The following is a 25813-nucleotide window of genomic DNA, read 5'->3' as shown; positions in this document are numbered from 1 at the left end:
GCGGTTCACCGACGATCCGCGCAGGTGAGCAGAAATGAGTGCTCCAGCACTCGTTTCTGCTCACATGGCGTCAGCCACCCTCGGCGTCGCCCTCGGCCTCGAGGAACGCCTCGCGGAGCTGCTCGACCATCGCCGGGTCCGGGCTCTCCCACAGGCCCCGGTCGACGGCCTCGAGCAGGCGCTCGGCCATGCCGTGCAGGGCCCAGGGGTTGGCCTCGCGGAGGAAGGCGCGGTTCTCGGGGTCGAGGACGTAGTTCTCGGTCAGCGAGCCGTACATCCAGTCGCTGACCGTCCCCGCCGTCGCGTCCCAGCCGAACAGGTAGTCGACGGTCGCCGCCATCTCGAAGGCGCCCTTGTAGCCGTGCCGGCGCATCGCGGCCATCCACCGCGGGTTGACGACGCGCGAGCGGAACACCCGCGCCGTCTCCTCGATCAGCGACCGCGTCCGCACGTTCTCCGGCCGCGTCGAGTCCCCGACGTACGCCGCCGGCGCCGCGCCGGTCAGCGCGCGGACCGTGGCGATCATGCCACCGTGGTACTGGTAGTAGTCGTCGGAGTCGGCGATGTCGTGCTCGCGGGTGTCGATGTTCTTCGCCGCCACCGCGATCCGCCGGTACGCCGCGCGCATCTCCTCGACCGCCGACTCGCCCTGGCGCCCGCGGCCGTACGCGTGCCCGCCCCAGGTCGTGTAGATCTCGGCGAGGTCGGCGTCGCCGCGCCACTCGCGCGAGTCCATCGCCTGCAGCAGCCCCGCCCCGTACGCGCCCGGGGGCGAACCGAAGATCCGGGTCGTCGCGGCCTGCCACGACGATCCCGACGCGGCATCCGCGCGCGCGTGCGCCGCGACGAAGTTGTCCTCGTCGGCCTCGTCCTCCAGGCCGGCGACCAGCTGCACCGCGTCGTCCATCGTCGCCACGACGTGCGGGAACGCGTCGCGGAAGAACCCGGAGATGCGCAGGACGACGTCCACGCGCGGCCGCCCGAGCTCGGACGACGGCACGACCTCGAGCCCGGTCACGCGCCGCGACGCCTCGTCCCACACGGGCCGCACACCCATGAGCGCGAGCGCCTCGGCGACGTCGTCGCCGCTCGTGCGCATCGCCGCCGTGCCCCACAGGGAGAGGCCGACGCTGGTCGGCCACTCCCCGTCGTGGTCGGCGCGGTACCGCTCGAGCAGGGAGTCGGCGAGCATCTGCCCGGTCTCCCAGGCCAGCCGCGAGGGCACCGCGCGGGGGTCGATCGAGTAGAAGTTCCGCCCGGTCGGCAGGACGTTGACCAGCCCGCGCAGCGGCGACCCGCTCGGCCCGGCCTTCACGTGTCCGCCGTCGAGGGCGTGCAGCACGCTCGTGATCTCGCCGGTGGTGCCGTCGAGGCGCGGGACGACCTCGGTCGCGGCGAAGCTGAGGATGTCGGTGACGGTGTCGTCGGTCCGGCCGAGCACCTCGAGCGTCACGTGCGCCGCGTCGGTGCGGGCCCAGTCGCGCTTCTCCATGCCCAGCACGAGCGAGTGCGCGACCTCCTCGACGCGGTCCACCTCGGTGCGCGGGGCCTCGTTCTCCCGCAGGCCCAGCGCCTCGCGCAGCCCCGGCAGCGACTGCGTGCCCGACCACAGCTGCCGCGCCCGCAGCACCGCGAGCACCATGTCGACCCGCTCCTGCCCGGACGGCGCCCGACCCAGGATGTGCAGGCCGTCGCGGATCTGCGCGTCCTTGATCTCGCAGAGCCAGCCGTCGAGGTGCATCACGAAGTCGTCGAAGCGCTCGTCGTCGGGCTGGTCGGTGACGCCGAGGTCGCTGTCGAGCTTCGCGGCCTGGATGAGCTGCCAGATCTGGCCGCGGATCGCGGTGATCTTGCCCGGGTCCATCGCCTGGATCGAGGCGTACTCGTCGAGCAGCTGCTCGAGCCGCGCGAGGTCGCCGTACGACTCGGCCCGCGCCATCGGCGGGACGAGGTGGTCGACGAGCGTCGCGTGCGCCCGGCGCTTGGCCTGCGTGCCCTCGCCCGGGTCGTTGACGAGGAACGGGTAGACCAGCGGCAGGTCGCCGAGGATCGGGTCGGGCGCGCAGGACGCACTGCTCGCGACCGTCTTCCCGGGCAGCCACTCGAGGTTGCCGTGCTTGCCGACGTGCACGAGCGCGTGCGCGCCGAAGGTGCTCTGCAGCCAGCGGTAGGCGGCGAGGTAGTGGTGGCTCGGCGGCAGGTCGGGGTCGTGGTAGATCGCGATGGGGTTCTCGCCGAAGCCGCGCGGCGGCTGCATCATCACGACGACGTTGTCGCGGCGCAGGGCCGCGACGGTGATCGCCCGGTCGTTGCCGGACGACTCGTCGATGAACATCGACCCGGGCGCCGGGCCCCAGTGCTCCTCGACGCCGGCGCGGAAGTCCTCGGGCAGGCCCCGGAACCACGCCGTGTACTCGTCGACGGGGATGCGGATCGGGTTGGCGGCGAGCTGGTCCTCCGAGAGCCAGTCCTGGTCGTAGCCGCCGGCGTCGATCAGCGCGCGGATGAGCAGGTCGCCGTCCTGCTCCGCCAGGCCGGGGACCTCGCCGATCCCGTAGCCGGCCTCACGCATCGCGCCGAGCAGCCGGACCACCGACGCCGGCGTGTCCAGGCCGACCGCGTTGCCGATGCGGGCGTGCTTGGTCGGGTAGGCGGACAGGACGAGGGCGACGCGCTTCTCGGCGTTCGGGACGTGGCGCAGCCGACCGTGCGAGACCGCCAGCCCGGCGACGCGCGCGGCGCGCTCGGGGTCGGCGACGTAGACCGGCAGGCCGTCGGCGTCGGTCTCCTTGAACGAGAACGGCACGGTGATGATGCGGCCGTCGAACTCGGGCACGGCCACCTGGTTCGCGGCGTCGAGCGGGCTCACGCCGTCGTCGTCGGCGAGCCACTCCTCGCGGCTGCGCGTGAGGCACAGCGCCTGGAGGATCGGGACGTCGAGCGCGGCGAGCGCGCCGGTGTCCCAGCTCTCGTCGTCGCCGCCGGCGCTGGCGGTCGCGGGCTTGGACCCGCCGGCGGCCAGCACGGTGGTGACCAGGACGTCGGCGTGCGCGAGCACCGCGACCAGCTCGGCGTCCGGGCTGCGCAGCGACGAGCAGAAGACGGGCTCGGGCACCCCGCCGGCGTCGACCACCGCCCGGCACAGGGCGTCGACGAACGCGGTGTTCCCGGCCATGTGGTGCGCGCGGTAGTAGACGACGGCGACGCGGGGGCGGGCGTCGGAGGCAGCGAACGCGCTGTTCGTTGCGCTAGAAGCAGCGAACAGCCCGTTCGCTGCGTCCTCCGGGTGCTCCCAGCCGTCGAGGCGCCCCCAGCTCGGCATCTCGGCGGGCGGCTCGAAGCCGTGGCCGGTGAGCAGGACGGTGTCGGACAGGAAGTGGTGGAGCTGCGCGAGGTTCTCCGGCCCGCCCTGGGCGAGGTAGAGGTGCGCCTGGGTCGCGACGCCGACCGGCACCGTCGAGGACTCCATGAGCTGCGCGTCCGGGCTCTGCTCCCCGCCGAGGACGACGACGGGCCGCGGCTGCGACGGTGCGAGCAGCGCGTCCAGCCCGTCCTCCCACGCCTGGCGCCCGCCGAGCAGGCGCACGACGACGAGGTCGACGCCGTCGAGCAGCGCGTCGAGCTCGTCCACCGCCACCCGCGCCGGGTTCGCCCAGCGCCAGTGCCCTTCCTGGCCCGGCGCGCTCGCGCGCGCCGAGCGCAGGTCGGTGTCCGAGGTCGAGAGCAGCAGGAGCACCGCGCCTCCAGGGCCGATGTCTGAACACCTAGATAGATGTTGAGGACCAGTCGTGGCTACTGTGTCACGGATGCCCGCCCCCCGACGACGTGACGGTGCCCCGGTGCGGGCCCGGCCGGACGCGTGCCCGGGGGCCTGGCGCCGTCACGACGCCGCCGACGGGGCGCTCGCGCGGTTCCGCCCGGTGGGCGGCGCGATCGCCCCCGCGGAGCTGCGCCTCTTGGCGGGAGCCGCCGACGCCGCCCCGCTCGAGCTCACGTCGCGGGGATCCTGGCAGGTCCGCGGGCTGTCGGTGAAGGGTGCCGACGATCTCGCCGCCGCGCTGGCCACGGTCGGCGGCCCCGCCCCGCTCCTCGACGACCAGGGCCGCGACGTCCCCTGCAGCGTGGTCGCGTCGCCGCGTTCGCCGGCGGTCGACGCCCCGGCCCGGGCGGTCGCCGGCGCCCTGCGCGGGCGCGCCGACGTCCCCGGTCGCCTGCTCGTCGCGATCGACGACGGCTCGGGCGACGTGCTGGGCCTCGGCGCCGACGTGGCCGTGGTGCTGGGCTCGCCGTCGACCCTGTGGCTCGCCGGCACCCCCACCGAGGCCACCGGCGACGACCCCGCCGGCCCCGCCACCCTCGCCCTCGCCGCGGTCGAGGCCTTCCTCGCCGTGCGGGGCGACGCCTGGCGCGTGGCCGAGGTGGGCTCCGACGCCGTCCTCGGTGCGCTGCGCGCTCGTGAGCAGGAACGAGCACTGGAGCACGCCGAAGTGCTCACGAGCGCGGAGCGCACCTGCCTCGAGGTCCTCCCCCGCCTCGGCGAGGTCACGCCCGCCGCCGCGCGGGTGCTCGCCGACCTCGGCGACGAGGGCGCGGAGCTGCGCGTGACGCCGTGGCGCACGGTGGTGCTGCGCCTCCGGGACACGGCGCCCGACGACGCCCGGGAACGCCTCGCCCCCCACCTCGAGACCGGGCCCTCGCGCTGGGCGAGCCTCTCGGCCTGCGTCGGCGCGCCCCGCTGCGCCAAGTCGCACACCGACGTCCGCGGCGACCTCGCCCGCGCCGTCGCCACCGGCCGCGCGGGCGGGCTGCTGCACGCGCACTGGGTCGGCTGCGCGCGGGCCTGCGGCACGCCGGCCGGGCCCGTCGCCGTGGTGGAGGGCACGCCCGGCGGTACCTATCGCACGATCGTCCGAACAGGGAGGGTGTCGGGGTGAGCGAGACGACGGAGAGGTCGGCCGTCCCCTCCTACGTCGCCGACGGGCCGGAGATCTACCGCCGCTCGTTCGCGATCATCCGCGCGGAGGCGGACCTCGCGCACCTGCCCGAGGACGCCCACGACACCGTCGTCCGCATGATCCACTCGTGCGGGATGGTCGACCTCGCCGGCGACACCGAGGTCTCCCCCGGCGCGGTCGCCGCCGCCCACGCGGCCCTGCGCGGCGGGGCGCCGATCCTGTGCGACGCGATGATGGTCGCGAGCGGCATCACCCGCCGCTTCCTGCCCGCGGACAACGAAGTGCTCTGCACCCTGCACGACCCGCAGGTCCCCGACCTCGCCACGACCCTGCACACCACCCGCAGCGCCGCCGCCCTCGAGCTGTGGCGCGAGCACCTCGACGGCGCGGTCGTCGCGATCGGCAACGCCCCGACCGCCCTGTTCCGCCTGCTCGAGATGATCGAGGACGGCGCGCCCCGCCCGGCCGTCGTGCTCGGGCTGCCCGTCGGGTTCGTCGGGGCCATGGAGTCGAAGGCGGCACTCGTCGGGCACCCGGCAGGCCTGGAGCACGTCGTCGTCCACGGCCGCCGCGGCGGCTCGGCGATGACGGTCGGTGCGGTCAACGCCCTCGCTCTCGGGGCGACCCCGTGACCGGCACCCTCTACGGCGTCGGCGTCGGCCCCGGCGACCCGTCGCTGATGACCGTGCGCGCCGTCGACCTCGTCCGCGGCGCCGACGTCGTCGCCTACCACTGCGCGCGCCACGGCCGCTCGCACGCGCGCGGGATCGTCGCGCAGTACCTCGGCACCCAGGTCGAGGAGCAGCTGACCTACCCCGTCACCACCGAGGCCACAGCATCTCCGGCCGACTACCAGGGCCGCCTCGACGCCTTCTACGCCGAGGCCGCCGCCCGCCTGGCCGCGCACCTCGACGCCGGGCGCGACGTCGTGGTGATCGCCGAGGGTGACCCGTTCTTCTACGGCTCGTACATGCACCTCCACAAGCGCCTCGCCGACCGCTACCCCACCGAGGTCGTGCCGGGCGTGACGTCGGTGGCGGCCGCGGCGGCGGCGCTCGGGCGCCCGCTGGTGGAGCGCGACGAGGTGCTGACGGTCCTGCCCGGCACCCTCCCGCCCGACGAGCTCGCCGCCCGCCTCGCCCAGACCGACGCCGCGGCCATCATGAAGCTCGGGCGCACGTTCACCGGCGTCCGCGCCGCGCTCGCGACCGCGGGCCGGCTCGACGAGGCGTGCTACGTCGAGCGTGCCTCCACCGACGCCCAGCGCACCGCCCCGCTCGCCGACGTCGCGCCCGACTCGGTGCCGTACTTCGCCGTCGGCCTCGTGCCCTCGCGGGTACACGCCGACACGACGCCGAGCGCGCGCGCCGAGACGGCGGCGCTGATCGACGGCCCCCGCACCGGCGACGTGGTGGTCGTCGGCCTCGGGCCCGGTGCCCGCGACCGCCTCACCCCCGAGGCCTCCGCCGCGCTGGCGGCCGCGGACGACGTCGTCGGCTACGCCACCTACACCGCGCGCGTGCCCCCGAACCCGCGCCAGCGGGTGCACGCCTCGGACAACAAGGTGGAGTCCGAGCGCGCCGCGTTCGCCCTCGACCTCGCCCGCGGCGGGCGGCGGGTCGCCGTGGTGTCGTCGGGCGACCCGGGGGTGTTCGCGATGGCCTCGGCGGTCGTCGAGGTCGCCGCCGCCGACTACCCCGACGTGCCCGTCCGCGTCGTGCCGGGCGTCTCGGCCGCGCAGGCCGTCGCCGCCCGCGTCGGCGCCCCGCTGGGCCACGACTACGCGATGATCTCGCTCTCGGACCGCCTCAAGCCGTGGGAGGTCGTCGAGCGCCGCCTCGGCGCGGTCGCCGACGCCGACATGGCGATCGCGCTGTACAACCCGGCGTCGCGGTCGCGGACCTGGCAGGTCGAGGCGGCCCGTGACCTGCTGCTCAAGTACCGCGACCCGTCGACGCCGGTGGTGGTCGGCCGGGACGTCGACGGGCCGGAGGAGTCGGTGCGGGTCGTGCGGCTCGCGGACCTCGTCCCGGGCGAGGTCGACATGCGCACCCTGCTCATCGTCGGTGCCTCGACGTCGCGCTGGCCGGCGCCGGGCACCGTCTACACGCCGCGGCGCTACGGCTGAGGCGGGCTCAGGAGAGGTCGCCCTCGAGCGGGATCCAGTTCCAGTCCTGGCCGGGGCGGTCGCGGGCGACGAGGCGCCCGCAGGTCGGGCAGAAGATCTCGTCGGCCGCCATGAACTCGTTCCCGGAGTCGTAGTTCGTCACGACCCAGGCGTGCTGGCGTCCGCCCAGGCACAACCACCGCTCGTCAGCCACCCCCGGATCGTGTCAGGCGACCTGGGTGAGCGTCGCCGCCTCGTAGGGGCGGGTCTCCCACTGGTCGAGCGGGAGGTCGGCGACGGAGGCGAACAGCTCCTGCGCGCCGGCCTCCATGGCCTCGGGCGAGGCCCAGACGGAGATCGCGACGATGCGCGAGCCATCGGCCTCCTCGAACGCGCCGATCTCGTCGAGACCCTCGATGTGCGCCGAGGTCTCGCGGATGACGGACATCGCCCTGAGCATGTCCTCGCGGTGCTCGGGCTTGGGGAAGTGGACGACCTGGAACAGGACGCGAGCCATGGGTTCTCCTCGGTGCGGGCGGTGCGGGCGGTGAGCGCCGGGCGAGCTGTGGACGATCTGACGGGCGGACTCGAGCGCCGCGCCCCACAGCGCGTGCAGGACGCGGCGTCCCGAGTCCACCGTGCTCATGCCCAGAGCCCCACGGGGTTGCCGTCGGGGTCGGCGACGACGGCGATGCGCCCGTAGCCGCCGGGCAGCTCCATCGGGGGCAGGAGGGTGGCGGCGCCGAGGTCGCCGGCCCGGGCCAGGTCGCCCTCGAGGTCGTCGACCCGCACGTAGATCTTCACGCCCGTGTCGCCGGGCTCCTGCGACGGGCTGATGCCGCCGGGGATCGCGTCGTCGCCCGCGCCGGTGTCGACCATGGCGTAGCCCTCCATCGAGGGGTCGTCGGTGGTCGTCCAGCCGAACAGGGCGGTGTAGAACTCGCGGATCTTCTCCGGCGCGGTGCTGGTGATCTCGAAGTACGCGACGGGCTGGCCCATGGTGACCTCCTGAGGTCCGTTGGTGTGCCACTAACGTTAGTTACTGCTTTCGTAAGCCGTCAAGGGACGAACATGGTTTGGCGCCGGGCATACTCGACGCGTGCGGCGCTTCCGCCGGTCGCCTCCCCGCCGGCCCCTCGACGCGGTCGAGCTCGCGGAGGCGGCCGCCCTCGGTGACCTCGTCGCCGTCGTGTGCGTGCTGACCCGGCTCTTCCCGATCGGCCCCCTCGGCACGGTCATCGCCGCGTTCCCGGCGGCGGTGCTGGCCTCGCGGCGGCCCGGGCGCACGGGCGCGATCGGGGTGCTGGTGGCCGTGGTCGTCGCCTTCCTCGTCGGCGGCGTCGGCCCGGCCGGGAGCGCGGCATCGGCGGCGTCGCTGGGCTGGCTGCTCGGGGTCGGGGCCCGCCGCGGCTGGTCGACGGTGCGCACCGCGCTGACCGGCGTCGTCGTCCTCGCCCTGCCCACCTCGCTGCTGGGGACGGCGCTGCTCGCCCTGCTCGCCGCCTACCGCGAGCTCGTCCTCGACCAGCTGCGCACCTCGTGGAGCGGCATGGCCCGCCTCCTGCGCGGGGTCGGGGCGACCGACCACGTCGTCGCCGTCGGCGACCGGGTGGTCGGCGTCATCACCGGCTACTGGTGGGTGACGCTGCCCGCGGCGGCGATCGTCGCCACGCTGTTCGGGGTCGCGGTCGCCGCGCTCGTGCTGGCGCGCCCGCTGCGCGCGGTGCGGCGCCTGCTGCCCACCGACCTCGCCGGCCGGCTGCCCACCGGGCGCACCGACGCCGCCGCCCCGCTGCCGCTGCGCCTGCGCGGCGTCGCCCTGCCCTCGGGCCCACCGGTCGACCTGGACCTCGACGCGGGCACGTTCGTCGTGGTCACGGGCCCGAACGGGGCCGGCAAGTCGACGCTCGGGCGCATCGTCGCCGGCCGGCCCCCGACGTCGGGCACCGTGGAGCGCCCGGGCGACGCGGGCCTCGGCGTGGTCGGCGGGACGGGGATGGTGTTCCAGCGCCCCGACAGCCAGGTGCTCGGGGTGCGCGCGGCCGACGACCTGCGCTGGGGCCTGCCACCGGGCCAGGACGTGCCCGTCGACGCGCTGCTCGCGCGGGTCGGGCTCGAGGGCGCCGGCGACCGGGAGACCGCGACGCTGTCGGGCGGCGAGCTCCAGCGCCTCGCGGTCGCGGCGCTGCTCGCGCGCCGCCCCGCCGTCGTGGTCAGCGACGAGAGCACCGCGATGCTCGACCCCGACGGGCGCGAGGAGGTCACCGCCCTGCTGCGCAGCCTCACCCGCACCGAGGGCCCCGACGCCATCGCCGTCCTGCACATCACCCACCACGACCCCGGGTCCGCCGACGTCGTCGTCGCCCTGCCCGGCCCCGACCGCGCCCCGGCCGCCCCGCCCGGGACGTGGGGCCCGCCCCGCCCCGCGGCCGGCGGCGCGCTGCGCCTGCGCGGGGTCGACGTCGTCCACGACGCGGGCACCCCGTGGCGCCGGCCGGTGCTCTCCGGCATCGACCTGCGCATCCCCGCCGGGCACACGGTGCTGGTCACGGGGCCCAACGGCGCGGGCAAGACGAGCCTCGCGTGGCTGCTCGCCGGGCTCGCCACCCCGGCCCGCGGCACCGCCACCCTCGACGGCGCGCCCCTGCGCAACGGACGCGACGGCGCGCTGCTCGCGGTCCAGCACGCGCGCCCGGCGCTGCTGCGCCCGACCGTGGGCGAGGAGGTCGAGGACGCCGCCGGTGTCGGCCCGCGCACCGCCGACACCACCCTCGCCGCCCTCGGCCTCGACCCCGCCGTCTACCGCGACCGGCCCGTCGACGAGCTCTCCGGCGGCGAGCAGCGCCGCGTCCTGCTCGCCGGGCTGCTCGGGGCGGGCCCGCGGGTGCTCGTGCTCGACGAGCCCCTCGCCGGGCTCGACACCGACGCGGCGACGGCCGTCCGCAACGCCCTGCGCGCGGCGCGGGCGGCGGGCACCACGCTCGTCGTCGTCACCCACGACACCGCCCCGCTGGCCGACCTCGCCGACGCGGTGCTGCACGTCGACGACGGGACCGTCTACGGGCCGCCGGAGCTGGTCGGATCGCACGCCCCGGACCCCACCGGGAAGGAGCGGCGCGGGCGCGGGGCGCTCGGGGCGGTGCGCACGCTGCCGGACCCCTCGCCGCTGCACCGGGCCTGGGCGGGGACGAAGATCGCAGCGCTCGGCCTGACCGCGGGCTGCCTGTTCGTCGACCCCACGTGGCCGACGCTCGCGGCCGCGACGGCGGTGCTGCTGGTCGGGGCGGTCGCCGCGCGCCTGCCCCGCGGCGCCGTGCCCCGCCCGCCGCGCTGGCTGCTGTTCTGGCTCCCGGCGATCGTGCTCTCGACGCTGTCGACCCGCCCGCCGCTGGTCGACGTGCTCGGCACCGAGCTGAGCATCGGCGGACTCGAGCGGGTCGTCCTGTTCCTCGCGACGACGCTGGTCTCGCTGCTCGGGGCGGCGCTGCTGGTCGCGACGACCCCGCTCGGCGCCTTCCCGCCGCTGCTCGAGCGGCTGGCCCGCGTCGGGCGCCGCATGCGCCTGCCGCTGCGCACGCCGACGACCGGGATCGCGCTCGGCCTGCGCCTCGTGCCGCTGCTGCTCGCCGAGGGCCGCACGTCGTGGCAGCTGCTCGGCCAGCGCCGGCCCGCCGGGCGGCAGTCGGTGCCGCTGCGCGAGCAGGTCCGCCAGGGCGTGCGCACCGCGATGCTCGCCTGCGCCATGGCCGTGCGCCGGGCCGCCGAGACGGGCGAGGCGATCAGCGCGCGGGGCGGCCTCGGCGCCGTCGCCGGCCCCGACCAGCGCCCGGGCCTCCGCGACGTGGTCCTGCTCCTCGTCGTCGCCGCCATCCTCGCCGTCGGGGTGGTGGCGTTCTAGGGGGTGCCAGCGAAGTGCCTTTGCGGACACTCAACGTCCGTATCGGTACTTCGATCACACGCGCGCGAGCACCGCGTCCACCGAGTCCACGACCTCCACGCCGGGCGGCAGGGGTGGGCGGTCCACGAGCAGCACCGGCAGCGACCGCTCGCGAGCGGCGACCAGCTTGGCCTCGGTCGCGCCGCCGGAGTCCTTGGCCACGACCAGCGTGATCCCGTGGCGCTCGAGCAGCGCGCGCTCGTCGGCGAGGGCGAACGGGCCCCGGGCCAGCACAAGCTCGCTGCGCGGCGGCAGGACGTCGGGCGCCTCGATCGCGCGGACGAGGAACCACGCGTCGACGTCCACGAACGCCCCGACGCCCTGGCGGCCGGTCGCGAGCAGCACCCGCGCGCCCGCCGGGACCGCCGCCGCGGCGGCCGCCAGCGACGGCACCCGGGTCCACCGGTCGTCCGGACCGGCGGACCACCCGGGCCGGCGCAGCACGACGAGCGGGGTCCCGGTGCGGGCGGCCGCGACGGCGGCGTGGTCGGTCATCGTCGCCGCGAACGGGTGCGTCGCGTCGACGAGCACGTCCACGTCGGCGAGCGCCGCCACCAGCCCCTCGACCCCGCCGAACCCGCCCGTGCGCACCTCGCCCGCCGGCAGCCGCGGGTGACGCGTGCGGCCGGCCAGCGACGTCGTCACCGCGTGGCCCTCCGCCGCCAGCCGCGACGCCAGCTCCCGCGCCTCCGCCGTGCCGCCGAGCACGAGCACCCGCCGCGTCACGGCGGCCCCGTGCGGTTCCGGCGGCGGGCGCCCCTCGCCCATCTATTCGACCGAAGGGGCCCTTCGTTCAGCACCGGCACGCCCGCCCCGTTCCGGCCAAGGGCCCCCCTCGCCCATCTATCCGACCGAAGGGGCCCTTCGCTCAGAACGACGCGATCACTGCCGCTCACGGCCGGGCGCGCGCCGCGGAGTACAGGTGCGAGTCGCAGCCCTCGGCCACCCCGACCACCGGCCCCACGACGATCACCGCGGTGCGCCGGACGTCCGCGGCCTCGACGCGCTCGGTGATGTCGGCGAGCGTGCCGCGCAGCACCACCTCGTCGTCGCGCGACGCCCGGGCCACCACGGCGACGGGCTCGGACGCCGGCCGGTGCTCGCGCAGGGCGGCGACGACGTCGGCGCACCGCTGCACGGCCAGGTGCAGCACGAGCGTCCCGCCGGCCGCGGCCCAGACGTCGAGCGACTCCCCCGGCGGCATGGGCGTCGCGTTGGCGGCATCGCGGGTGAGCACCACCGACTGGCCCACGCCCGGCACGGTCAGCTCGGTGCGCAGGGCCGCGGCGGCGGCCGCGAACGCGGGGACGCCGGGCACGATCTCCCACGGCACGCCGGCCTCGTCGAGGCGCCGGGCCTGCTCGGCGACGGCGGAGAACACCGCCGGGTCACCCGAGCACAGCCGCGCCACGTCGTGGCCCGCCTCGTGCGCGGCGACGAGCTCGGCGGTGATCTCGTCGAGCGTCATCCGCGCGGTGTCGACCTGCCGCGCGTGCGGCGGGCACTGCCCCAGCAGCTCGGGCGGCACGAGCGAGCCCGCGTAGAGGCAGACCGGGCTGGTCGCGATCGCGCGCAGCCCGCGCACGGTGATGAGGTCGGGGGCGCCCGGGCCGGCGCCGACGAAGCGGACGGTCACTCACACATCCTTTCGGGCCACGAGCTGCGTGACACCGGCCAGGGCACGCCACCCGGAGAACCGCCCGACCGGCGCGACGCGCTCGATCCCGATCCGGCGCAGCGCGCCGCCGTGGTCGGCGCGGAACGCGGCGAGCGCGGCCTCGCCCTCCAGGGTGACGGTGTTGACGACGAGCCGCCCGCCGGGACGCAGCGCCGTCCAGACGGCGTCGAGCATCCCGGGCGCCGACGCCCCGCCGCCGACGAACACCGCGTCGGGCACGTCCAGCTCCGCCAGCGCCTCGGGCGCCCGCCCGACCACGACCCGCAGCCCCGGCACGCCCAGCGTCGCGGCGTTCGCCGCGATCCGCGCGGCCCGGTCCTCGCGCACCTCGACGCTCACGGCCCGGCAGGCGGCGTGGTGGCGCATCCACTCGATCGCGATACTCCCGGCCCCGCCGCCGACGTCCCACAGCAGCGCGCCGGGCACCGGTCGCAGCGCGGCGACCGACAGCGCGCGCACCTCGGCCTTCGTCAGCTGCCCGTCGTGGTCGTAGGCGTCGTCGGGCAGGCCCGGGGCGCGGCCGAGGAGCACGTCGTCGGGGACCTCCGGGCAGGTCACGGCGACGACGGCGAGCGGGTCGCCAGCCGGCTGGTCCCAGTCGGCCGCGCGGCCGTCGACGCGGCTCTCCCCCGGCGCGCCGAGCGAGGCCAGCACGGTCAGCGCCGCCTCGCCGTAGCCCCACGAGGTCAACGCGGCGGCGAGCACGGCCGGGGCCCCGGCGTCCGGGACGAGCACGAGCAGCCGCCGCCGCGGCGCCAGCGCGGCCCGGACCGCCGCGAGCGGGCGCCCGACCGTCGAGAGCACCTCGACGTCCTGCGCCGCCCAGCCCAGCCGCGCGCACGCCAGCGCGAGCGAGGACGGCGCGGGCAGCACGGTCGCCCCGGGCTCGTGGGCGAGGACGGCCGAGCCGATGCCGTAGAACGTCGGGTCGCCGCTGGCGAGGACGGCGAGGGTGCGGTCGGCGTGCTCGGCGAGCAGGCCGGGCAGGGCGGGCATCAACGGCGAGGGCCAGGTGACGTGCTCGGCGGCGAGGTCCGGCAGCAGCGCGAGCTGGCGCGGCGCGCCGAGCACGACGTCGGCCTTCTCCAGCGCGGCGCGGGCGGGCTCACCCAGCCCCGGCCACCCCTCGGCGCCGATGCCGACCACGGTCACGCTCACCACGACACCTCATCACGGACGCCCCGCCGGCGGTGCTGGGAGCCTCGTCACCCGGCGGTGCTCAGGGGCTGTAGCGCAGCCCCGTCATCGTCAGCGCCGTGCGGTCACGGTCGTCGCGCACCACCGCCCGGGCGCTGCGCAGGCGCCGGCCGCCGTGCTCGAGCTCGGTCGTCGTGTGCACGGTCCGGTCGACGGGCACGGCGCGCAGGAAGGTCGCGGTGGCCTCGTCCGCCGGCCCGCCCAGCACCTCGGCGAGGGCTCGGGCCGGCAGCGACGCCAGCGCCCCGCCCTGCACGACGCCCGCGTGGTTCACCGCCACCGGGTCGGGGGCCGCCCCCTCGCGCACGAGCCGGTCGGCCGCTCGCGGCGGGTCGGACCAGGTCGGCGCATCTCCAGGCCACGTCGACGCGGCGACCTCGTCGGCGAGGATCGCGTTGCGCCCGACCGCCCGCGCGACCGTCCGACCCGCGTCATCGGTGATCACCGCGGTGCTCAGGGCGACGCCCCCGGTCACGTCGTCCAGCGTGCCCACCCCGCGCAGCGCGCCGGCGGGGCGCGCCACGACGTGCAGCGTCAGCCGCAGCGTGGTGATCCGCTCTCCGGGGGCGAGCGTGCCGGTGACGGCGAGCCCGGTGACGAAGTCGGCGAGCACCCACAGCGCCGCGTCGGGCTCCCGTGACGGCGCGGGCAGCACCGCCTCGGCCCGCCCGGGCACGATCGCGCGCAGCCGCGCCCCGACGGCGGCGTGCACCGGGGCGAGCGGGACGTCCTCGGCGACGCAGCGTTCGAGCGCCCGCAGCGGCGCCTGCGTGGCGGTGCTCAGGACCGCGCGCCCGCGCGGATCTGCGGCGTGACCCCGGTCAGCTCGGCGGCGAGGTCCCACAGCGCGGCCTGGGTGGCACGGTCGTGCGAGGCGACCGTCGAGCCGACCGGCACCGGCGGGCCGGAGATCTCCTGGAAGCCGCTGGGGCCGACGTAGGTGCCGCCGGGCAGGTCGGGCACCGTCGCCGCGTAGAGCGTGGGCTGCGCGCCCATCGCCGGGCCCTGCGCGACGATCTTGTTGAAGACACCCATCGCGAGGTCCTGCACCGACTCGGTGCGGCTCTGCAGGTTGGTCGCGCTGTAGCCGGGGTGCGCGGCCATCGAGCGCAGCGGCGAGCCGGCGGCGACGAAGCGGTGCTCGAGCTCGTAGGCGAACATCAGGTCGGCGAGCTTCGACTGCCCGTAGGCGAGCCAGCGCTGGTAGCGGCGGCGGCGCCAGTTGAGGTCGGCGAGGTCGATCTTGCCCATGCGGTGCGCGACGCTCGAGAGCGTCACCACGCGGTCGGTGACGACGTCGAGCAGCAGGCCCGTGAGGGCGAAGTGGCCGAGGAAGTTCGTGCCGATCTGCATCTCGAAGCCGTCGGCGGTGCGCCGCTCCGGGACCGCCATGAGACCGGCGTTGTTGATCAGCACGTCGACCGGGCCCTGGAGCTCGGCGGCGAACGTGCGCACCGAGGACAGGTCGGCGAGGTCGAGGCGGCGGACCTCGGTGGTGCCTCGGCCGGCGATCTCCGCGGCGGCCTGCTCGCCCTTCTCGGTGTCGCGCACCGCGAGCACGACGCGCGCGCCCGCGCGCACGAGCTCGCGGGACGCCTCGAGCCCGATGCCGGAGTTCGCCCCGGTGACGACGAAGGTGCGGCCGGACTGGTCTCCGATGTCGGCGGGGGTCCACGCGGTCATGCGCGTCCCGTGCCCCGCGGGGTGCTGATCCAAACGGTGGTCCGCGGTGGTCCACGGTGGTCAGGGGCGCACCAGCACCTCGGCCAGCTGGCGGTACACCTCGACGTTGACGCCCAGCCCGACGTGGCTGCCGCGGACCTCACGCCACTCCGCGTCGTCCGGCCGGCACGCCGACGGCCGCACGATCCCGTCCTCGGCACTCCAGATCGCGACGACCGGCGGCGCGGCCGGCGCGCGCAGGTCGGCGGAGAACGGGCACGGGCAGCGCACGGTCAGGCAGTGCGGCCGGTGGGGACGCACGACGTTCTGGGCGACGCGGGCCCCGCTGACCGCCGCGAGCGTCAGCACCGACGCGTCGAGCTGCGAGGCGAGCGGGCTGCCGAGGGCCACGACCCGCCGGACCCGGTCCGGGCTGCGCGCCGCGAGCGCGCGGGCGAACAGGCCGCCCCGGCTGTGCCCGACGAGCGTGACCGGCGCTCCCGCGCGCTCGGCGACCTCGGTGAGCCGGCGGTCCAGGCGGCGCACCGCGGCCTCGGAGCAGTCGACGTTCCAGGTGATGCCCGAGCGGTAGGAGCGGTGGCCGATCTTGCGGAGCCAGTCGTGCAGCACCGCGAGGGTGAGGTCGCCGGCGAGGAACCCCGGCACGAGCATCACCGGCGCGCCCTCGCCGTGCGGGACGTCCGCGCCGCGCCAGGTGTCGGACAGGAGCAGTCGCGCCAGCTCGAGGTGCACCCGCGCCTCGCCGAACGGGTGCCCCCACCAGCGGACCGGCGGCGGCAGCTCCGTCACGCCCCGACCTTATGTGAGTACTTTCCACGGCTATAGCCGTGGAAAGTACTCACATGCCGGGTCAGCCGCGGGCGTAGGTCTCGGCCGTCTTGGTCTCGAACTCGAGCCCGACGACCTGCTCGTCGCCGACCACCCAGGCGTCGTGGCCCGGCGTCAGGCGGTAGGTCTCGCCCGCGGAGAGGTCGGCCTCCGTGCCGTCGTCGGCGACGACGTGCAGGCGGCCCGCCACCAGGTAGCCCAGGTGCGCCGCCTGGCAGCTCTCCCCGCCGACCACCGGCTTGATGCACTCCGACCAGCGCCAGCCCGGCTCCAGCGAGATCCGGGCGACCGTGGCGTCCCCGAGCTGCACGACCTCGAGGCGGGTCTTGTCCGGGGTGCGGGTCTCGTCCGGCGCACCCATGTTCCTGTGCTCGATCGCGGCCATGACGGCCTCCTTCGACGTGGCTCACCCGGGACCCCGGGCGCCCCCCGTCGGGCCGCTCAGTGTGACCGCCTTCGCCGCGCCCGTCGCCGAGCGCCACCCGTTCGGCCCAGCAGAGGTGACTCAGGGCCAGCGCGTCAGGGTGCCCGGGTACAGGGCGTCGACGTCGCGGCGTCCGAGCGGCGGCGGACCGCCCGCGACGTCACCGACGCTCCGCGATCACCGGGGAGATCACGAGCGCGACGTTAGGAGATCAGGAGCACCGGAGCTGTCACGTCGGTGACAGCCGCGGCCGCCGGGTCAGGTCGGGCGCTCGGTGAGGTACCGACGACGGCGGACGACGGCGGCGGACTAGGCCGTCGGGCGCGAGGCCCGTCCGGCGTAGGTCAGGCGGCGCACGACGATCTCGGCCGGACCGCGGTGCCCGGCCCGCGCGAGCGGGCCCGCGACGAGCACACCGACCAGCCAGGTCGCGAGCCCCACCAGCGTCGCCGTCACCAACGACGCCGAGGCGCCGCGCCCGCCCGCGATCGTCGCGAACACGGCGACGAACACCACCGACTGCGACAGGTACAGCGTCATCGACCAGGTCCCCGACGCCGCGATCAGGTCCCGCCCCGGCCAGGACACGCTCCCGAGCAGGCCCATCACGCCCAGCAGCCCGAGGGCACCCGCGTAACCGCCGGCGGCGTGCGCCGCGCCGACCAGCGCCCCGGTCGCCCCCGTCGGCGCCCACGTGCCGGCGACGGCCAGGGCCAGCGGCAGCCCGAGCAGCACGCCCGCCCCGACCCCACCGACCGCCCACACCGCGAGTCGGCGCCGGTGCGCGCCGGGGTCGTCGAGCGTCCCGGACCGCGCGATCACCACCCCGACCAGCACCGCCGGCGCGGTGAGCAGCGCGGAGAACAGCGTCGTCACCAGCCACGCCGACGGGTGCTCGCCGAGGAACGCGCCGAGCGTCGGCGCCGCGATCGAGGGCACCGTCGGCACCCCCTGCGGTGTGCCCTGACCGGTCGAGAGCAGCACCCCGATCGCCGCGATCCCGCCGGCGGTCACCAGCAGCGAGCGCGCGCCGGCGGGCGTCCGCGCCGCCACCACCATCGGCGCGAACAGCAGCGCCAGCAGGCCGTAGGCGCCGATGATGTCGCCGGGGAAGAGCAGGATCCCGTGCAGCGCGCCGACCCCGAGCAGCACGAGCCCCCGGCGGCGCAGGACGCTCTCCGGCGCGCGCTCCGCCAGCCGCGCCAGCCCGTAGCCGACCAGCGCGGCGAACAGCGGGTAGACCCGTCCGTCGACGAGCACCATCTGCACCACGGCGAGGACACGGTCGGCGCCCGGGAGCTCCACCGGGTAGCCGCGGTAGCCGATGGGACGGGCGACGAGGTAGAGGTGCGCGTTGGCCACCGCGATCAGCGCGAGCAGCAGCCCGCGCGCGAGGTCGGGGGTGACGCTGCGCGTGGCCAGTCCGGCCGGTCCGGTCACCGTGGATTCCTCCTGCTCCGCCCCGTGTCTCCCCTGCCGGCGCCCGGCGGCGGCGCGAGGATGACACGATGGTTCGGTGCACCTCACCGAGCCCTCGGACGGCACGTCGGACGACGCCGCCCGCCTCGAGCAGCGTCACCGGGCGCTGGACGAGGACCACCGGGTGTGCGACGCCATCGCCGCCCTGCCCGACGGGGCCGTGATGCACGCCTGGGTCACCCGCTTCGCCCTGCTCGCCGACCCCACGCGGCTGACGCTGCTGCTCTGCATCCACGCTGCCGGCGAGATCTGCGTGTCCGACCTCGCCGTCGCCGCGGGCCTCAAGGACACCACGACCTCCCAGGCGCTGCGCCTGCTGCGCGCGCAGGGCCTCGTCGCCACCCGGCGTGCCGGGCGCGTGGTGCGCTACCGGCTGGCCGACGAGACCGTGCACGCGCTGCTGCACGAGGTCGTCGCCGAGCCTGCGCGGCTGTAGCTCACCGCGCGAAGAGCTCTTCGAGAATCTGGGTCAGCCGGCGTGCCTCGATGAGGAACGCGTCGTGCCCGAACGGCGACTCGATGCGGTGCACCTCGCCCGCCCCGGGGATGAGCGCGGCGAGCTCCTCCTGCTGGTGCAGCGGGTAGAGCCGGTCGGACACCGAGCCCGCGACGACGGTCCGCGCCGTCACCCGGCCCAGCGCCTCGGCCGGTGATCCGCGGCCGCGGGCGACGTCGTGGCCGTTCATCGCCCGCGTGAGCTCGACGTAGCTGCCGGCGTCGAAGCGGTGCACGAGCTTCTCGGCGTGGTGGTCGAGGTAGCTCTCGATCGCGAAGCGCCCGCCGTCCTCCGGGTCCTCCCCCGGCTGGGGACGGCGCGCGAACCGCGTGTCGTACTCCTCGGCGGTCCGGTAGGTGTTGTGCGCGATCCGCCGGGCGACGCCGAGCCCGACGTGCGGGCCCTCGCCGCGCGGGCGGTCGTGGTAGTCGCCGCCGTGCCAGCCCGGGTCCTCGCGGATCGCGGCGAGCTGCGGAGCCGCCCAGGCGATCTGGTCGGCCGACGCCGCCGCCGGCGAGCACAGCAGCAGCAGACGCTCCACCCGCGCCGGGTACATGACCGCCCACTCGAGCGCGCGCATCCCGCCCATCGAGCCGCCGAGCACCGCGGCCCAGCTGCCGATGCTCAGCGCGTCGGCGAAGAGCGCCTCCACCGCCACCTGGTCGCGCACCGTCGTGCGCGGGAACCGCGAGCCGTACGCCTGCCCGTCCGGCGCCGGTGAGGCCGGACCGGTCGTGCCCTGGCAGCCGCCGAGGACGTTGGGCGCGACGACGAACCAGCGGTCGGTGTCGATGGCCTTGCCCGGTCCGACCAGCGCCGTCCACCAGCCCGGCGTCGGGTGCCCGAGCCCCGCCTCCCCGGTGACGTGGCTGTCGCCGGTCAGGGCGTGCAGGACCAGGACGGCGTTCGTGCCGTCGAAGCGCCCCCACGTCTCGTACGCGACGCGGAGGTCGGGCAGCGTCTCGCCGCCCTCGAGGGTGATCGCCCCGAGGTCGACGAACCGCCGGTCACCGACCGGGTCCCCCTCCCGCCACGCGCCGGTGGCGGGAGGGAGCACCGGGACCGTCTGCAGCTCGGTCACGCAGCCAGACCGCTCACTGGGCGGACTTGGCCGCGGTGAAGCCCGCCTCGAGGTCGGCCTTGAGGTCCTCGATGTTCTCGATCCCGACGGCCAGGCGCACGAGGCCCGGGGTCACGCCCGCGGACTCCTGCTCGTTCTCGGAGAGCTGGCTGTGGGTGGTCGACGCCGGGTGGGCGATGAGGCTGCGGACGTCGCCGATGTTGACCAGCTGCGAGTGCAGGGTGGTGCCGTCGACGAACGCGCGGCCGGCCTCGACCCCGCCGCGCAGGTCGAACGACACGATCGCGCCGACGCCCTTGGGCAGGTACTTCCGGCCGGCCTCGTACCAGGGGCTCGAGGGCAGGCCCGCGTAGTAGACCTTCTCGACCTCGTCGCGCGCCTCGAGCCACTCGGCCAGCGCCTGCGCGTTCTGGACGTGGCGCTCGAGGCGCAACGAGAGCGTTTCGACGCCCTGGATGATGAGGAAGGCGTTGAACGGCGAGATCGCGGCGCCGGTGTCGCGCAGCAGCTGGACGCGCAGCTTCGCGGCGTAGGCGCCCGGGCCGAGGGCCTCCCAGTACTTGAGGCCGTTGTAGCTCGGGTCGGGCTCGGTGAACCCGGGGAATCGGTCGCCGTGGGCGCCGAAGTCGAAGGTGCCGCCGTCGACCACGACGCCCGCGATCGTGGTGCCGTGCCCGCCGAGGTACTTGGTCGCCGAGTGGATCACGACGTCGGCGCCGTGCTCGATGGGGCGCAGCAGGTAGGGCGTCGGCACGGTGTTGTCGACGAGGAGCGGCACGCCGATCTCGTGCGCGACACCCGCGACGCCCGCGACGTCGAGGACGTTCGAGCCGGGGTTGGCGATGGTCTCGGCGAAGAACAGCTTGGTGTTCGGCCGGACGGCGTTGCGCCACTGCTCGAGGTCGTCCTGGTCCTCGACGAACGAGACCTCGATGCCCATCTTCGGCAGCGTGTAGTGGAACAGGTTGTACGTGCCGCCGTAGAGGCTCGGGCTGGACACGAAGTGGTCGCCGGCGTTCGCGATGTTGAGGATCGCCGCCGTCGTGGCCGCGCTCCCGCTGGCGAACGCCAGGGCCGCGACCCCGCCCTCGAGCGCGGCGAGGCGCTGCTCGAGCACGTCCTGGGTCGGGTTCATGATCCGCGTGTAGATGTTGCCCGGCTCGGCGAGGCTGAACAGGTCGGCCCCGTGCTGGGTGTCGCGGAAGACGTAGGACGTCGTCTGGTAGATCGGCGTGGCCCGGGCGTTCGTCGCCGGGTCCGGGCTCGCGCCCGCGTGGACCTGCTGGGTCTCGAACGACCAGCCGGCGCTCGCGTCGGTCATGAGGTGCTCACTCCATCGTGGGTGGTTCGGGGGATGCGCTCGTTCGTGCTCGTCGTGCTCGTCCGGAGGGGTGCTGCCCCTCAGCGACACCGCTCGTCGAACGCGTCGACACGACGACTCGGCCAGAAACCTTCGAGATCGACCCGCACCACGGCGGCGATCCTCTCGCCGCGCGCCAGCGGGCACAACTCACGCGCCGGGGTCACGGGGGTCACGTTGCGCACGGCCTGGCGTGGCGGACGCCTTGCTGGCAGCCTGCCAACGGTGACGGCCTTCGCGGTGGATCTCGGTGACCGGGAGTTCTGGGCGGCGCCCTGGGCGCAGCGTTTCGCGGCGTTCGCCGGCCTGCGCGCCGACGCCGGACTGCGCTGGTTCGCCGAGCCCGAGTTCCCGGGCTTCGACCGCGGGCCCGGGTTCCGCGCCGTCACCCGCCACGCCGACGTCGAGTACGTCAGCAAGCACCCGGCCCTGTTCTGCTCGGGGCGGGGCGCGGTGTCGATCCTCGACCTGCCCGCCGAGGCGCACGAGTTCTTCGGCTCGCTGATCAGCATGGACGCCCCGCGGCACACGAAGATCCGCCGGATCGCGGCGCAGGCCTTCACACCCAGGCGCACCGAGGCGCTGCTCGACGACGTCACCCGGGTGTCCCGGTCGGTGATCGCGTCGGCACGCGAGCGGGCGCTGACCGGCGACGGGTCGTTCGACCTCGTCACCGACGTCTCGGCGCGCATCCCGCTCCTGGTCATCTGCGAGATGATGGGCATCCCGGAGTCGCGGCGCGACGAGGTGTTCGCGCACTCCAACGTCATCCTCGCCGGCGACGACCCCGAGTACGTCACCTCGGACAACCCGCTCGGCGACTACCTCGCCGCCGGCGCCGGGCTCTCGGGGCTGATGACCGAGCTCGCCGCCGCCCGCGAGGCCGAGCCGACCGACGACGTCACTTCCGCGCTGGTCCACGGCACCGTCGACGGCGAGCGACTCACGCACCAGGAGATCGCGTCCTTCTTCATCCTGCTCTGCGTCGCGGGCAACGAGACCACCCGCAACGCGATCACCCACGGCGTCTGGGGCATGCACCTCGACCCGTCGCAGTGGGAGGCGTGGTCGGGCGACGTCGAGGGCGTCACGCCCACCGCCGTCGACGAGATCGTGCGCTGGGCCTCGCCCATCAACTGGATGCGCCGCACCGCGGTCGAGGACACGACCGTCGGCGACGTCGAGGTCGCGGCCGGCGAGAAGCTGCTGCTCGTCTACGGGGCGGCGAACCGCGACGAGACCGTGTTCACCGACCCGGACCGTCTCGACCTGCGCCGCTCCCCCAACCCGCACCAGGGCTTCGGCGCGCACGGCCCGCACTTCTGCCTCGGCGCCCACCTCGCCCGCCGCGAGATCGCCGTCGCCTTCCGCGAGCTCTTCGCCGGCATGCCCGACCTCCGCGTGGTCGGCGAGCCCGACCGCCTGCGCAGCATCTTCGTCAACGGGATCAAGCACCTCCCCGTCGCGATCGCCGGGACCGACGCGGCGCGCTGACCGGGCCCGCGGTCGAGATCAACTCACCCGGACGGTCGAACTCGATCTCGGTCGTCGACCGCGCGGGCCGGGTGACCGTTCTCAGGAAACGGAGGCCCGGACCGGCGTCTCGACGGTGTCCGCCTCGGCGGCCCTGCGGGCGCGGTGGAGCACCCGGTGCCGCAGGGCGAAGGCGGCCAGCGCCGAGAGGATCAGGGTGCCCACCACCGCCGGCGTCCCCAGCCCCGCGGGCACCGAGTCCAGGGCCATGGCCTGGACGTCGCTGGTGGTCGTCACGGGCGACGCCGGGGTCAGACCGGTCAGCGGACGCAGCGGGCTGCCGACGGGTGAGAGCAGGCCCACGTTCGGCGCGCCGAAGTTCAGCGTGGGCACCCCGGCCAGGAGTCCGGCGCCGCCGCCCGCCCCCGGCGCCAGCAGGTTCGCGGGAGCTGCGGCCTGCGCCTGAGCAGCACGCTGGGCCGCTGCGGCCGCCTCGCGCGCCGCGGCATCCCGCTGCGCCTGCTGCTCCGCAGCTCGTTGCTGGGCGACGCGCTGCTCCTCCTCGAGACGGACTTGCTCCTGCTGCTGCTCCCGCTGCTCCTGCTCGAGACGCTCCTGCTCGAGACGCTCCTGCTCAAGACGCTCCTGCTCAAGACGCTCCTGCTCAAGACGCTCCTGCTCCAAACGCTGCTGCTCGGCCGCTTCGTACTCAGCCAGCGTCTGGAAATCGGCAGTCTTCAGGTCCTCCAGAGCCGCCACGACGTCTCCGAGGAAGCAGATCCCGCCCACCGACTGAAGCGTGCCGGAGAGGACGAATTGCGTGTCGCCTGCGGTGCACGTCTCCGGCGCCGCCGACGCCGTCCCGGCCCCCAGGGCCAGGGCCCCGGTGACGAGGGCGCCGACGATCACGCTCGGGAGCAGACGACCGGGACGGACGAGCATGCGCGGACCCCTTCGACCGGACGGTGACCCACCGGGTTCCACCCGTGTGGTTTGGCCGCTCATCGGCAATCGGTGACCGTCGTTACTCGCCAGTCGCCCTTCCTGAGGAAGTGACTCGCTTCGGCCCAGCCCGCAGCCAGCGGACGGCCGTAGCGGTTGGGCCGAGGGCGATGGGCGCACCCCCGAGCATGGATTGCGCTCCACAGGTCAACGGACAGGCCCGACCGGGTGTCGGCCTCGTGCTCCACGCACCCGTTCGGTTGCGGTGAGTGACACTGATCGCATGACCGGGGAGTCGTTGCGCCTGGAGTTCCGGCGCCAGGTGCGCGAGCGGGTCCTCACGACCGCTCACGAGCACACGGTCGAGCGCGGCTGGGAACGGGTGCGCGTGGGCGAGGTCGCGGTCGACTCCGGGGTGTCGCGCCCCACGCTCTACCGCGAGTTCGGGAACAAGGACGGGCTCGGCGAGGCCCTCATGAACCGCGAGGCCGAGCGCTTCTTCACCGCGATCAACGAGGCCCTCGCCGAGCACGACGACCTCGGCGAGGCGGTCGCCGCCGCCACGCGCCTGACCCTCGAGGAGGCCGCCCGCAACCCGCTCCTCCGGGCCGTGCTCACCGGCAGCCGCTCGGGCGACGCCGGGCTGCTGCCGTTCCTGACCTCGCGCTCCGAGTCGATCCGCGAGTCCGCGCGCGCCCTGCTCGCCACCTGGCTGGAGCAGCGCCGCCCCGACCTCCTGCCGACGCGGATCGAGGAGACGGTCGACGCCGTCGTCCGTCTCGTCATCTCGCACGTCGTCGCGCCGGCCCTCGACCCCGTCGACGTCGGCCAGCGCGTCGCCCGCCTCCTCATGGCGCTCATCCACGCGCCGAGCTGAGACAAAAATTGGGTCTTGTCTCAGCGCGCGTCACAGCGCAGACTTTGTCGCGAGCCGTCGCGTCGAGGGAGACAGGCCCATGAGCACCACGGAAGTGACCACCGGAGAGCCCACGGGGAGCGCGCCGCAGCGCCCGTGGCGCGACCGCAAGCGCTACCTCTGGCCGCTGGCGACGGTGATGCCGGCGATGCCGTTCGCGGGCGCCGGCCTCGTCGCCCTGACCGGCAGCCCGGTCTTCTGGTGGCTCGGGCCGATGATCCTGTTCGTCATCCTGCCGGCGCTCGACCTGCTGTTCGGGGCCACCGACGACAACCCGCCGGAGTCCGAGCGCGAGCGGCTCGAGGCCGACCGCTACTACCGCTGGGTCACCTACCTGTTCCTTCCGATCCAGTACGCGAGCCTCGTGTTCAGCTGCTGGGTCTGGGCCACCTGGGACCTGCCCTGGCACGCGCAGCTCGGCCTCGCGCTGACGATGGGCGTGGTCAGCGGCATCGCCATCAACACCGCCCACGAGCTGGGGCACAAGCGCGAGGACGTCGAGCGCTGGCTCTCGAAGGTCGCACTCGCCAGCTCCGCGTACGGGCACTTCTACGTCGAGCACAACCGCGGCCACCACGTCCGCGTCGCGACTCCGGAGGACCCGGCGAGCTCACGGCTCGGCGAGAGCTTCTGGGCGTTCCTGCCGCGCACGGTGTGGGGCAGCCTGCGCTCGTCGTGGCACCTCGAGCGCAAGCGCCGCGCGAAGGGCCGTCACAGCCTGCTCGACCACGAGATCGCGGTGGCCTGGGCGATGACGGTCGTCCTGTTCGTCGCCCTCGTCGCCGTCTTCGGCTGGACGGTCCTGCCGTGGCTGGTGCTGCAGGCGGTCGTCGGGTTCACGCTGCTCGAGGTCGTCAACTACCTGGAGCACTACGGCCTCAAGCGGGGCAAGCGGCCCGACGGTCGCTACGAGCGCACCGACCCGCGCCACAGCTGGAACGCCGACCACACCGTGTCGAACCTGCTCCTCTACCAGCTGCAGCGCCACTCCGACCACCACGCCAACCCGCTGCGCCGCTACCAGACGCTGCGCCACTTCGAGGAGTCCCCGCAGCTGCCCAGCGGCTACGGCTCGATGATCGTCGTGGCGCTCTTCCCGCCGATCTGGCGGCGCATCATGGACCCGAAGGTCCTCGCGCACTACGACGGCGACATCACGCTCGCGAACCTCCACCCGCGCACGCGCGAGCGCTACCTGTCCCGCTACGCGCGGACATAGATGCGGACATAGATTCGCTGCCGCGGGCGTTGCCATCC

General features: G+C 75.2%; 24 protein-coding genes. 8 read left to right on the top strand and 16 right to left on the bottom strand.

Translation table 11 applies throughout. From position 1 onward, the window contains the following. Positions 1 to 70 precede the first annotated feature (70 nt). A complete protein-coding gene (gene cobN / locus PGB27_RS18075; protein ID WP_408630092.1) occupies positions 71 to 3736 on the bottom strand; it encodes a cobaltochelatase subunit CobN in 3666 nt (1221 codons plus the stop codon). Between the two features lie 70 nt (positions 3737 to 3806). Between cobN and PGB27_RS18070 the strand changes: the two genes are divergently transcribed. Genes PGB27_RS18070 through PGB27_RS18060 form a run of 3 tightly spaced genes read left to right on the top strand, consistent with a single transcriptional unit; the run spans position 3807 to position 7083 of the window. Beyond that, positions 3807 to 4934: a precorrin-3B synthase gene (locus PGB27_RS18070; protein WP_274201771.1), complete on the top strand. Its 1128-nt coding sequence runs from the start codon at positions 3807 to 3809 to the stop codon at positions 4932 to 4934. After that, positions 4931 to 5587, top strand: a complete 657-nt coding sequence (locus PGB27_RS18065; RefSeq protein ID WP_274201770.1) for a precorrin-8X methylmutase — start codon at positions 4931 to 4933, stop codon at positions 5585 to 5587. The genes PGB27_RS18070 and PGB27_RS18065 overlap by 4 nt, the downstream gene beginning before the upstream one ends. Beyond that, entirely contained in the window at positions 5584 to 7083 is a 1500-nt protein-coding gene (locus tag PGB27_RS18060) for a precorrin-2 C(20)-methyltransferase (RefSeq protein WP_274201769.1), read from the top strand. The genes PGB27_RS18065 and PGB27_RS18060 overlap by 4 nt, the downstream gene beginning before the upstream one ends. A 7-nt stretch (positions 7084 to 7090) precedes the next feature. Here the strand turns inward: PGB27_RS18060 and PGB27_RS18055 are convergent, their stop codons facing one another. The 3 genes from PGB27_RS18055 to PGB27_RS18045 all read right to left on the bottom strand — a co-directional run bounded on the left by PGB27_RS18055 (position 7091) and on the right by PGB27_RS18045 (position 8061). Continuing rightward, positions 7091 to 7276: a hypothetical protein gene (locus PGB27_RS18055; RefSeq protein ID WP_274201768.1), complete on the bottom strand. Its 186-nt coding sequence runs from the start codon at positions 7274 to 7276 to the stop codon at positions 7091 to 7093. A gap of 12 nt (positions 7277 to 7288) precedes the next feature. Further along, positions 7289 to 7579: a hypothetical protein gene (locus tag PGB27_RS18050; protein ID WP_274201767.1), complete on the bottom strand. Its 291-nt coding sequence runs from the start codon at positions 7577 to 7579 to the stop codon at positions 7289 to 7291. A gap of 125 nt (positions 7580 to 7704) precedes the next feature. Continuing rightward, positions 7705 to 8061 carry a VOC family protein gene (locus PGB27_RS18045; RefSeq protein WP_274201766.1) on the bottom strand — a complete coding sequence of 119 codons (357 nt, stop codon included), beginning with the start codon at positions 8059 to 8061 and terminating at the stop codon, positions 7705 to 7707. 100 nt (positions 8062 to 8161) lie between these two features. Between PGB27_RS18045 and PGB27_RS18040 the strand changes: the two genes are divergently transcribed. Beyond that, positions 8162 to 10960: a DUF2232 domain-containing protein gene (locus tag PGB27_RS18040; protein ID WP_274201765.1), complete on the top strand. Its 2799-nt coding sequence runs from the start codon at positions 8162 to 8164 to the stop codon at positions 10958 to 10960. Between the two features lie 54 nt (positions 10961 to 11014). On the opposite strand, the gene PGB27_RS18035 is transcribed toward PGB27_RS18040, so the two are convergent. The 8 genes from PGB27_RS18035 to PGB27_RS18000 form a co-directional block, all read right to left on the bottom strand. Beyond that, complete coding sequence (locus PGB27_RS18035; RefSeq protein ID WP_274201764.1) at positions 11015 to 11767, bottom strand: cobalt-precorrin-6A reductase; 753 nt, start codon at positions 11765 to 11767, stop codon at positions 11015 to 11017. Positions 11768 to 11891: 124 nt separating this feature from the next. Further along, positions 11892 to 12635 (bottom strand): precorrin-4 C(11)-methyltransferase, encoded by a 744-nt coding sequence (gene cobM, locus PGB27_RS18030; RefSeq protein WP_274201763.1) that lies wholly within the window; start codon positions 12633 to 12635, stop codon positions 11892 to 11894. Beyond that, entirely contained in the window at positions 12636 to 13835 is a 1200-nt protein-coding gene (gene cbiE, locus PGB27_RS18025; protein ID WP_274201762.1) for a precorrin-6y C5,15-methyltransferase (decarboxylating) subunit CbiE, read from the bottom strand. 61 nt (positions 13836 to 13896) lie between these two features. Next, positions 13897 to 14586 (bottom strand): PaaI family thioesterase, encoded by a 690-nt coding sequence (locus PGB27_RS18020; RefSeq protein ID WP_274201761.1) that lies wholly within the window; start codon positions 14584 to 14586, stop codon positions 13897 to 13899. Between the two features lie 68 nt (positions 14587 to 14654). After that, positions 14655 to 15557 carry an oxidoreductase gene (locus PGB27_RS18015; RefSeq protein ID WP_274201760.1) on the bottom strand — a complete coding sequence of 301 codons (903 nt, stop codon included), beginning with the start codon at positions 15555 to 15557 and terminating at the stop codon, positions 14655 to 14657. 60 nt (positions 15558 to 15617) lie between these two features. Then, positions 15618 to 16346: an alpha/beta fold hydrolase gene (locus PGB27_RS18010; protein WP_274201759.1), complete on the bottom strand. Its 729-nt coding sequence runs from the start codon at positions 16344 to 16346 to the stop codon at positions 15618 to 15620. A 61-nt stretch (positions 16347 to 16407) separates the two neighbouring features. Beyond that, the gene (locus PGB27_RS18005; protein ID WP_274201758.1) at positions 16408 to 16770 is read right to left on the bottom strand and encodes a cupin domain-containing protein; all 363 of its coding nucleotides are present in this window, start codon (positions 16768 to 16770) and stop codon (positions 16408 to 16410) included. Positions 16771 to 17118: 348 nt separating this feature from the next. After that, a complete protein-coding gene (locus PGB27_RS18000) occupies positions 17119 to 18249 on the bottom strand; it encodes a DUF418 domain-containing protein (protein WP_274201757.1) in 1131 nt (376 codons plus the stop codon). A gap of 76 nt (positions 18250 to 18325) precedes the next feature. Between PGB27_RS18000 and PGB27_RS17995 the strand changes: the two genes are divergently transcribed. Further along, a complete protein-coding gene (locus PGB27_RS17995; protein ID WP_408630091.1) occupies positions 18326 to 18724 on the top strand; it encodes an ArsR/SmtB family transcription factor in 399 nt (132 codons plus the stop codon). A 1-nt stretch (position 18725) separates the two neighbouring features. Here PGB27_RS17995 and metX read toward each other — a convergent pair whose 3' ends face one another. The 3 genes from metX to PGB27_RS17980 form a co-directional block, all read right to left on the bottom strand. Further along, positions 18726 to 19865: a homoserine O-acetyltransferase MetX gene (metX, locus tag PGB27_RS17990; RefSeq protein ID WP_408630090.1), complete on the bottom strand. Its 1140-nt coding sequence runs from the start codon at positions 19863 to 19865 to the stop codon at positions 18726 to 18728. A 13-nt stretch (positions 19866 to 19878) separates the two neighbouring features. Then, complete coding sequence (locus PGB27_RS17985) at positions 19879 to 21186, bottom strand: bifunctional o-acetylhomoserine/o-acetylserine sulfhydrylase (RefSeq protein WP_274201756.1); 1308 nt, start codon at positions 21184 to 21186, stop codon at positions 19879 to 19881. Positions 21187 to 21266: 80 nt separating this feature from the next. Next, a complete protein-coding gene (locus PGB27_RS17980) occupies positions 21267 to 21392 on the bottom strand; it encodes a hypothetical protein (protein WP_274201755.1) in 126 nt (41 codons plus the stop codon). A gap of 58 nt (positions 21393 to 21450) precedes the next feature. On the opposite strand from PGB27_RS17980, the gene PGB27_RS17975 reads away from it, so the two are divergent. Then, positions 21451 to 22719 carry a cytochrome P450 gene (locus PGB27_RS17975; RefSeq protein ID WP_274201754.1) on the top strand — a complete coding sequence of 423 codons (1269 nt, stop codon included), beginning with the start codon at positions 21451 to 21453 and terminating at the stop codon, positions 22717 to 22719. An 81-nt stretch (positions 22720 to 22800) separates the two neighbouring features. Here the strand turns inward: PGB27_RS17975 and PGB27_RS17970 are convergent, their stop codons facing one another. After that, on the bottom strand, positions 22801 to 23607 hold the full coding sequence (locus PGB27_RS17970) for a hypothetical protein (RefSeq protein ID WP_274201753.1): 807 nt from the start codon (positions 23605 to 23607) through the stop codon (positions 22801 to 22803). A gap of 316 nt (positions 23608 to 23923) precedes the next feature. Between PGB27_RS17970 and PGB27_RS17965 the strand changes: the two genes are divergently transcribed. Both PGB27_RS17965 and PGB27_RS17960 read left to right on the top strand, forming a co-directional pair. Beyond that, positions 23924 to 24517: a TetR/AcrR family transcriptional regulator gene (locus tag PGB27_RS17965; protein ID WP_274201752.1), complete on the top strand. Its 594-nt coding sequence runs from the start codon at positions 23924 to 23926 to the stop codon at positions 24515 to 24517. 79 nt (positions 24518 to 24596) lie between these two features. Further along, positions 24597 to 25775: an alkane 1-monooxygenase gene (locus tag PGB27_RS17960; protein ID WP_274201751.1), complete on the top strand. Its 1179-nt coding sequence runs from the start codon at positions 24597 to 24599 to the stop codon at positions 25773 to 25775. Positions 25776 to 25813: the final 38 nt, after the last annotated feature.

It is taken from the genome of Actinomycetospora lemnae (assembly GCF_028737315.1).
Lineage (GTDB): Bacteria > Actinomycetota > Actinomycetes > Mycobacteriales > Pseudonocardiaceae > Actinomycetospora > Actinomycetospora lemnae.
Note: the sequence above shows the minus strand (reverse complement) of the source record. Positions and strands in the feature narration are given on the sequence as shown.

Coding starts and splice junctions, on each gene's coding strand:
- PGB27_RS18070 (WP_274201771.1), top strand. CDS start 3,807: ATGCCCGCCCCCCGACGACGTGACGGTGCCCCGGTGCGGGCCCGGCCG.
- PGB27_RS18050 (WP_274201767.1), bottom strand. CDS start 7,579: ATGGCTCGCGTCCTGTTCCAGGTCGTCCACTTCCCCAAGCCCGAGCAC.
- PGB27_RS18045 (WP_274201766.1), bottom strand. CDS start 8,061: ATGGGCCAGCCCGTCGCGTACTTCGAGATCACCAGCACCGCGCCGGAG.
- PGB27_RS18035 (WP_274201764.1), bottom strand. CDS start 11,767: ATGGGCGAGGGGCGCCCGCCGCCGGAACCGCACGGGGCCGCCGTGACG.
- PGB27_RS18015 (WP_274201760.1), bottom strand. CDS start 15,557: ATGACCGCGTGGACCCCCGCCGACATCGGAGACCAGTCCGGCCGCACC.
- PGB27_RS18005 (WP_274201758.1), bottom strand. CDS start 16,770: ATGGCCGCGATCGAGCACAGGAACATGGGTGCGCCGGACGAGACCCGC.
- PGB27_RS17985 (WP_274201756.1), bottom strand. CDS start 21,186: ATGACCGACGCGAGCGCCGGCTGGTCGTTCGAGACCCAGCAGGTCCAC.
- PGB27_RS17965 (WP_274201752.1), top strand. CDS start 23,924: ATGACCGGGGAGTCGTTGCGCCTGGAGTTCCGGCGCCAGGTGCGCGAG.
- PGB27_RS17960 (WP_274201751.1), top strand. CDS start 24,597: ATGAGCACCACGGAAGTGACCACCGGAGAGCCCACGGGGAGCGCGCCG.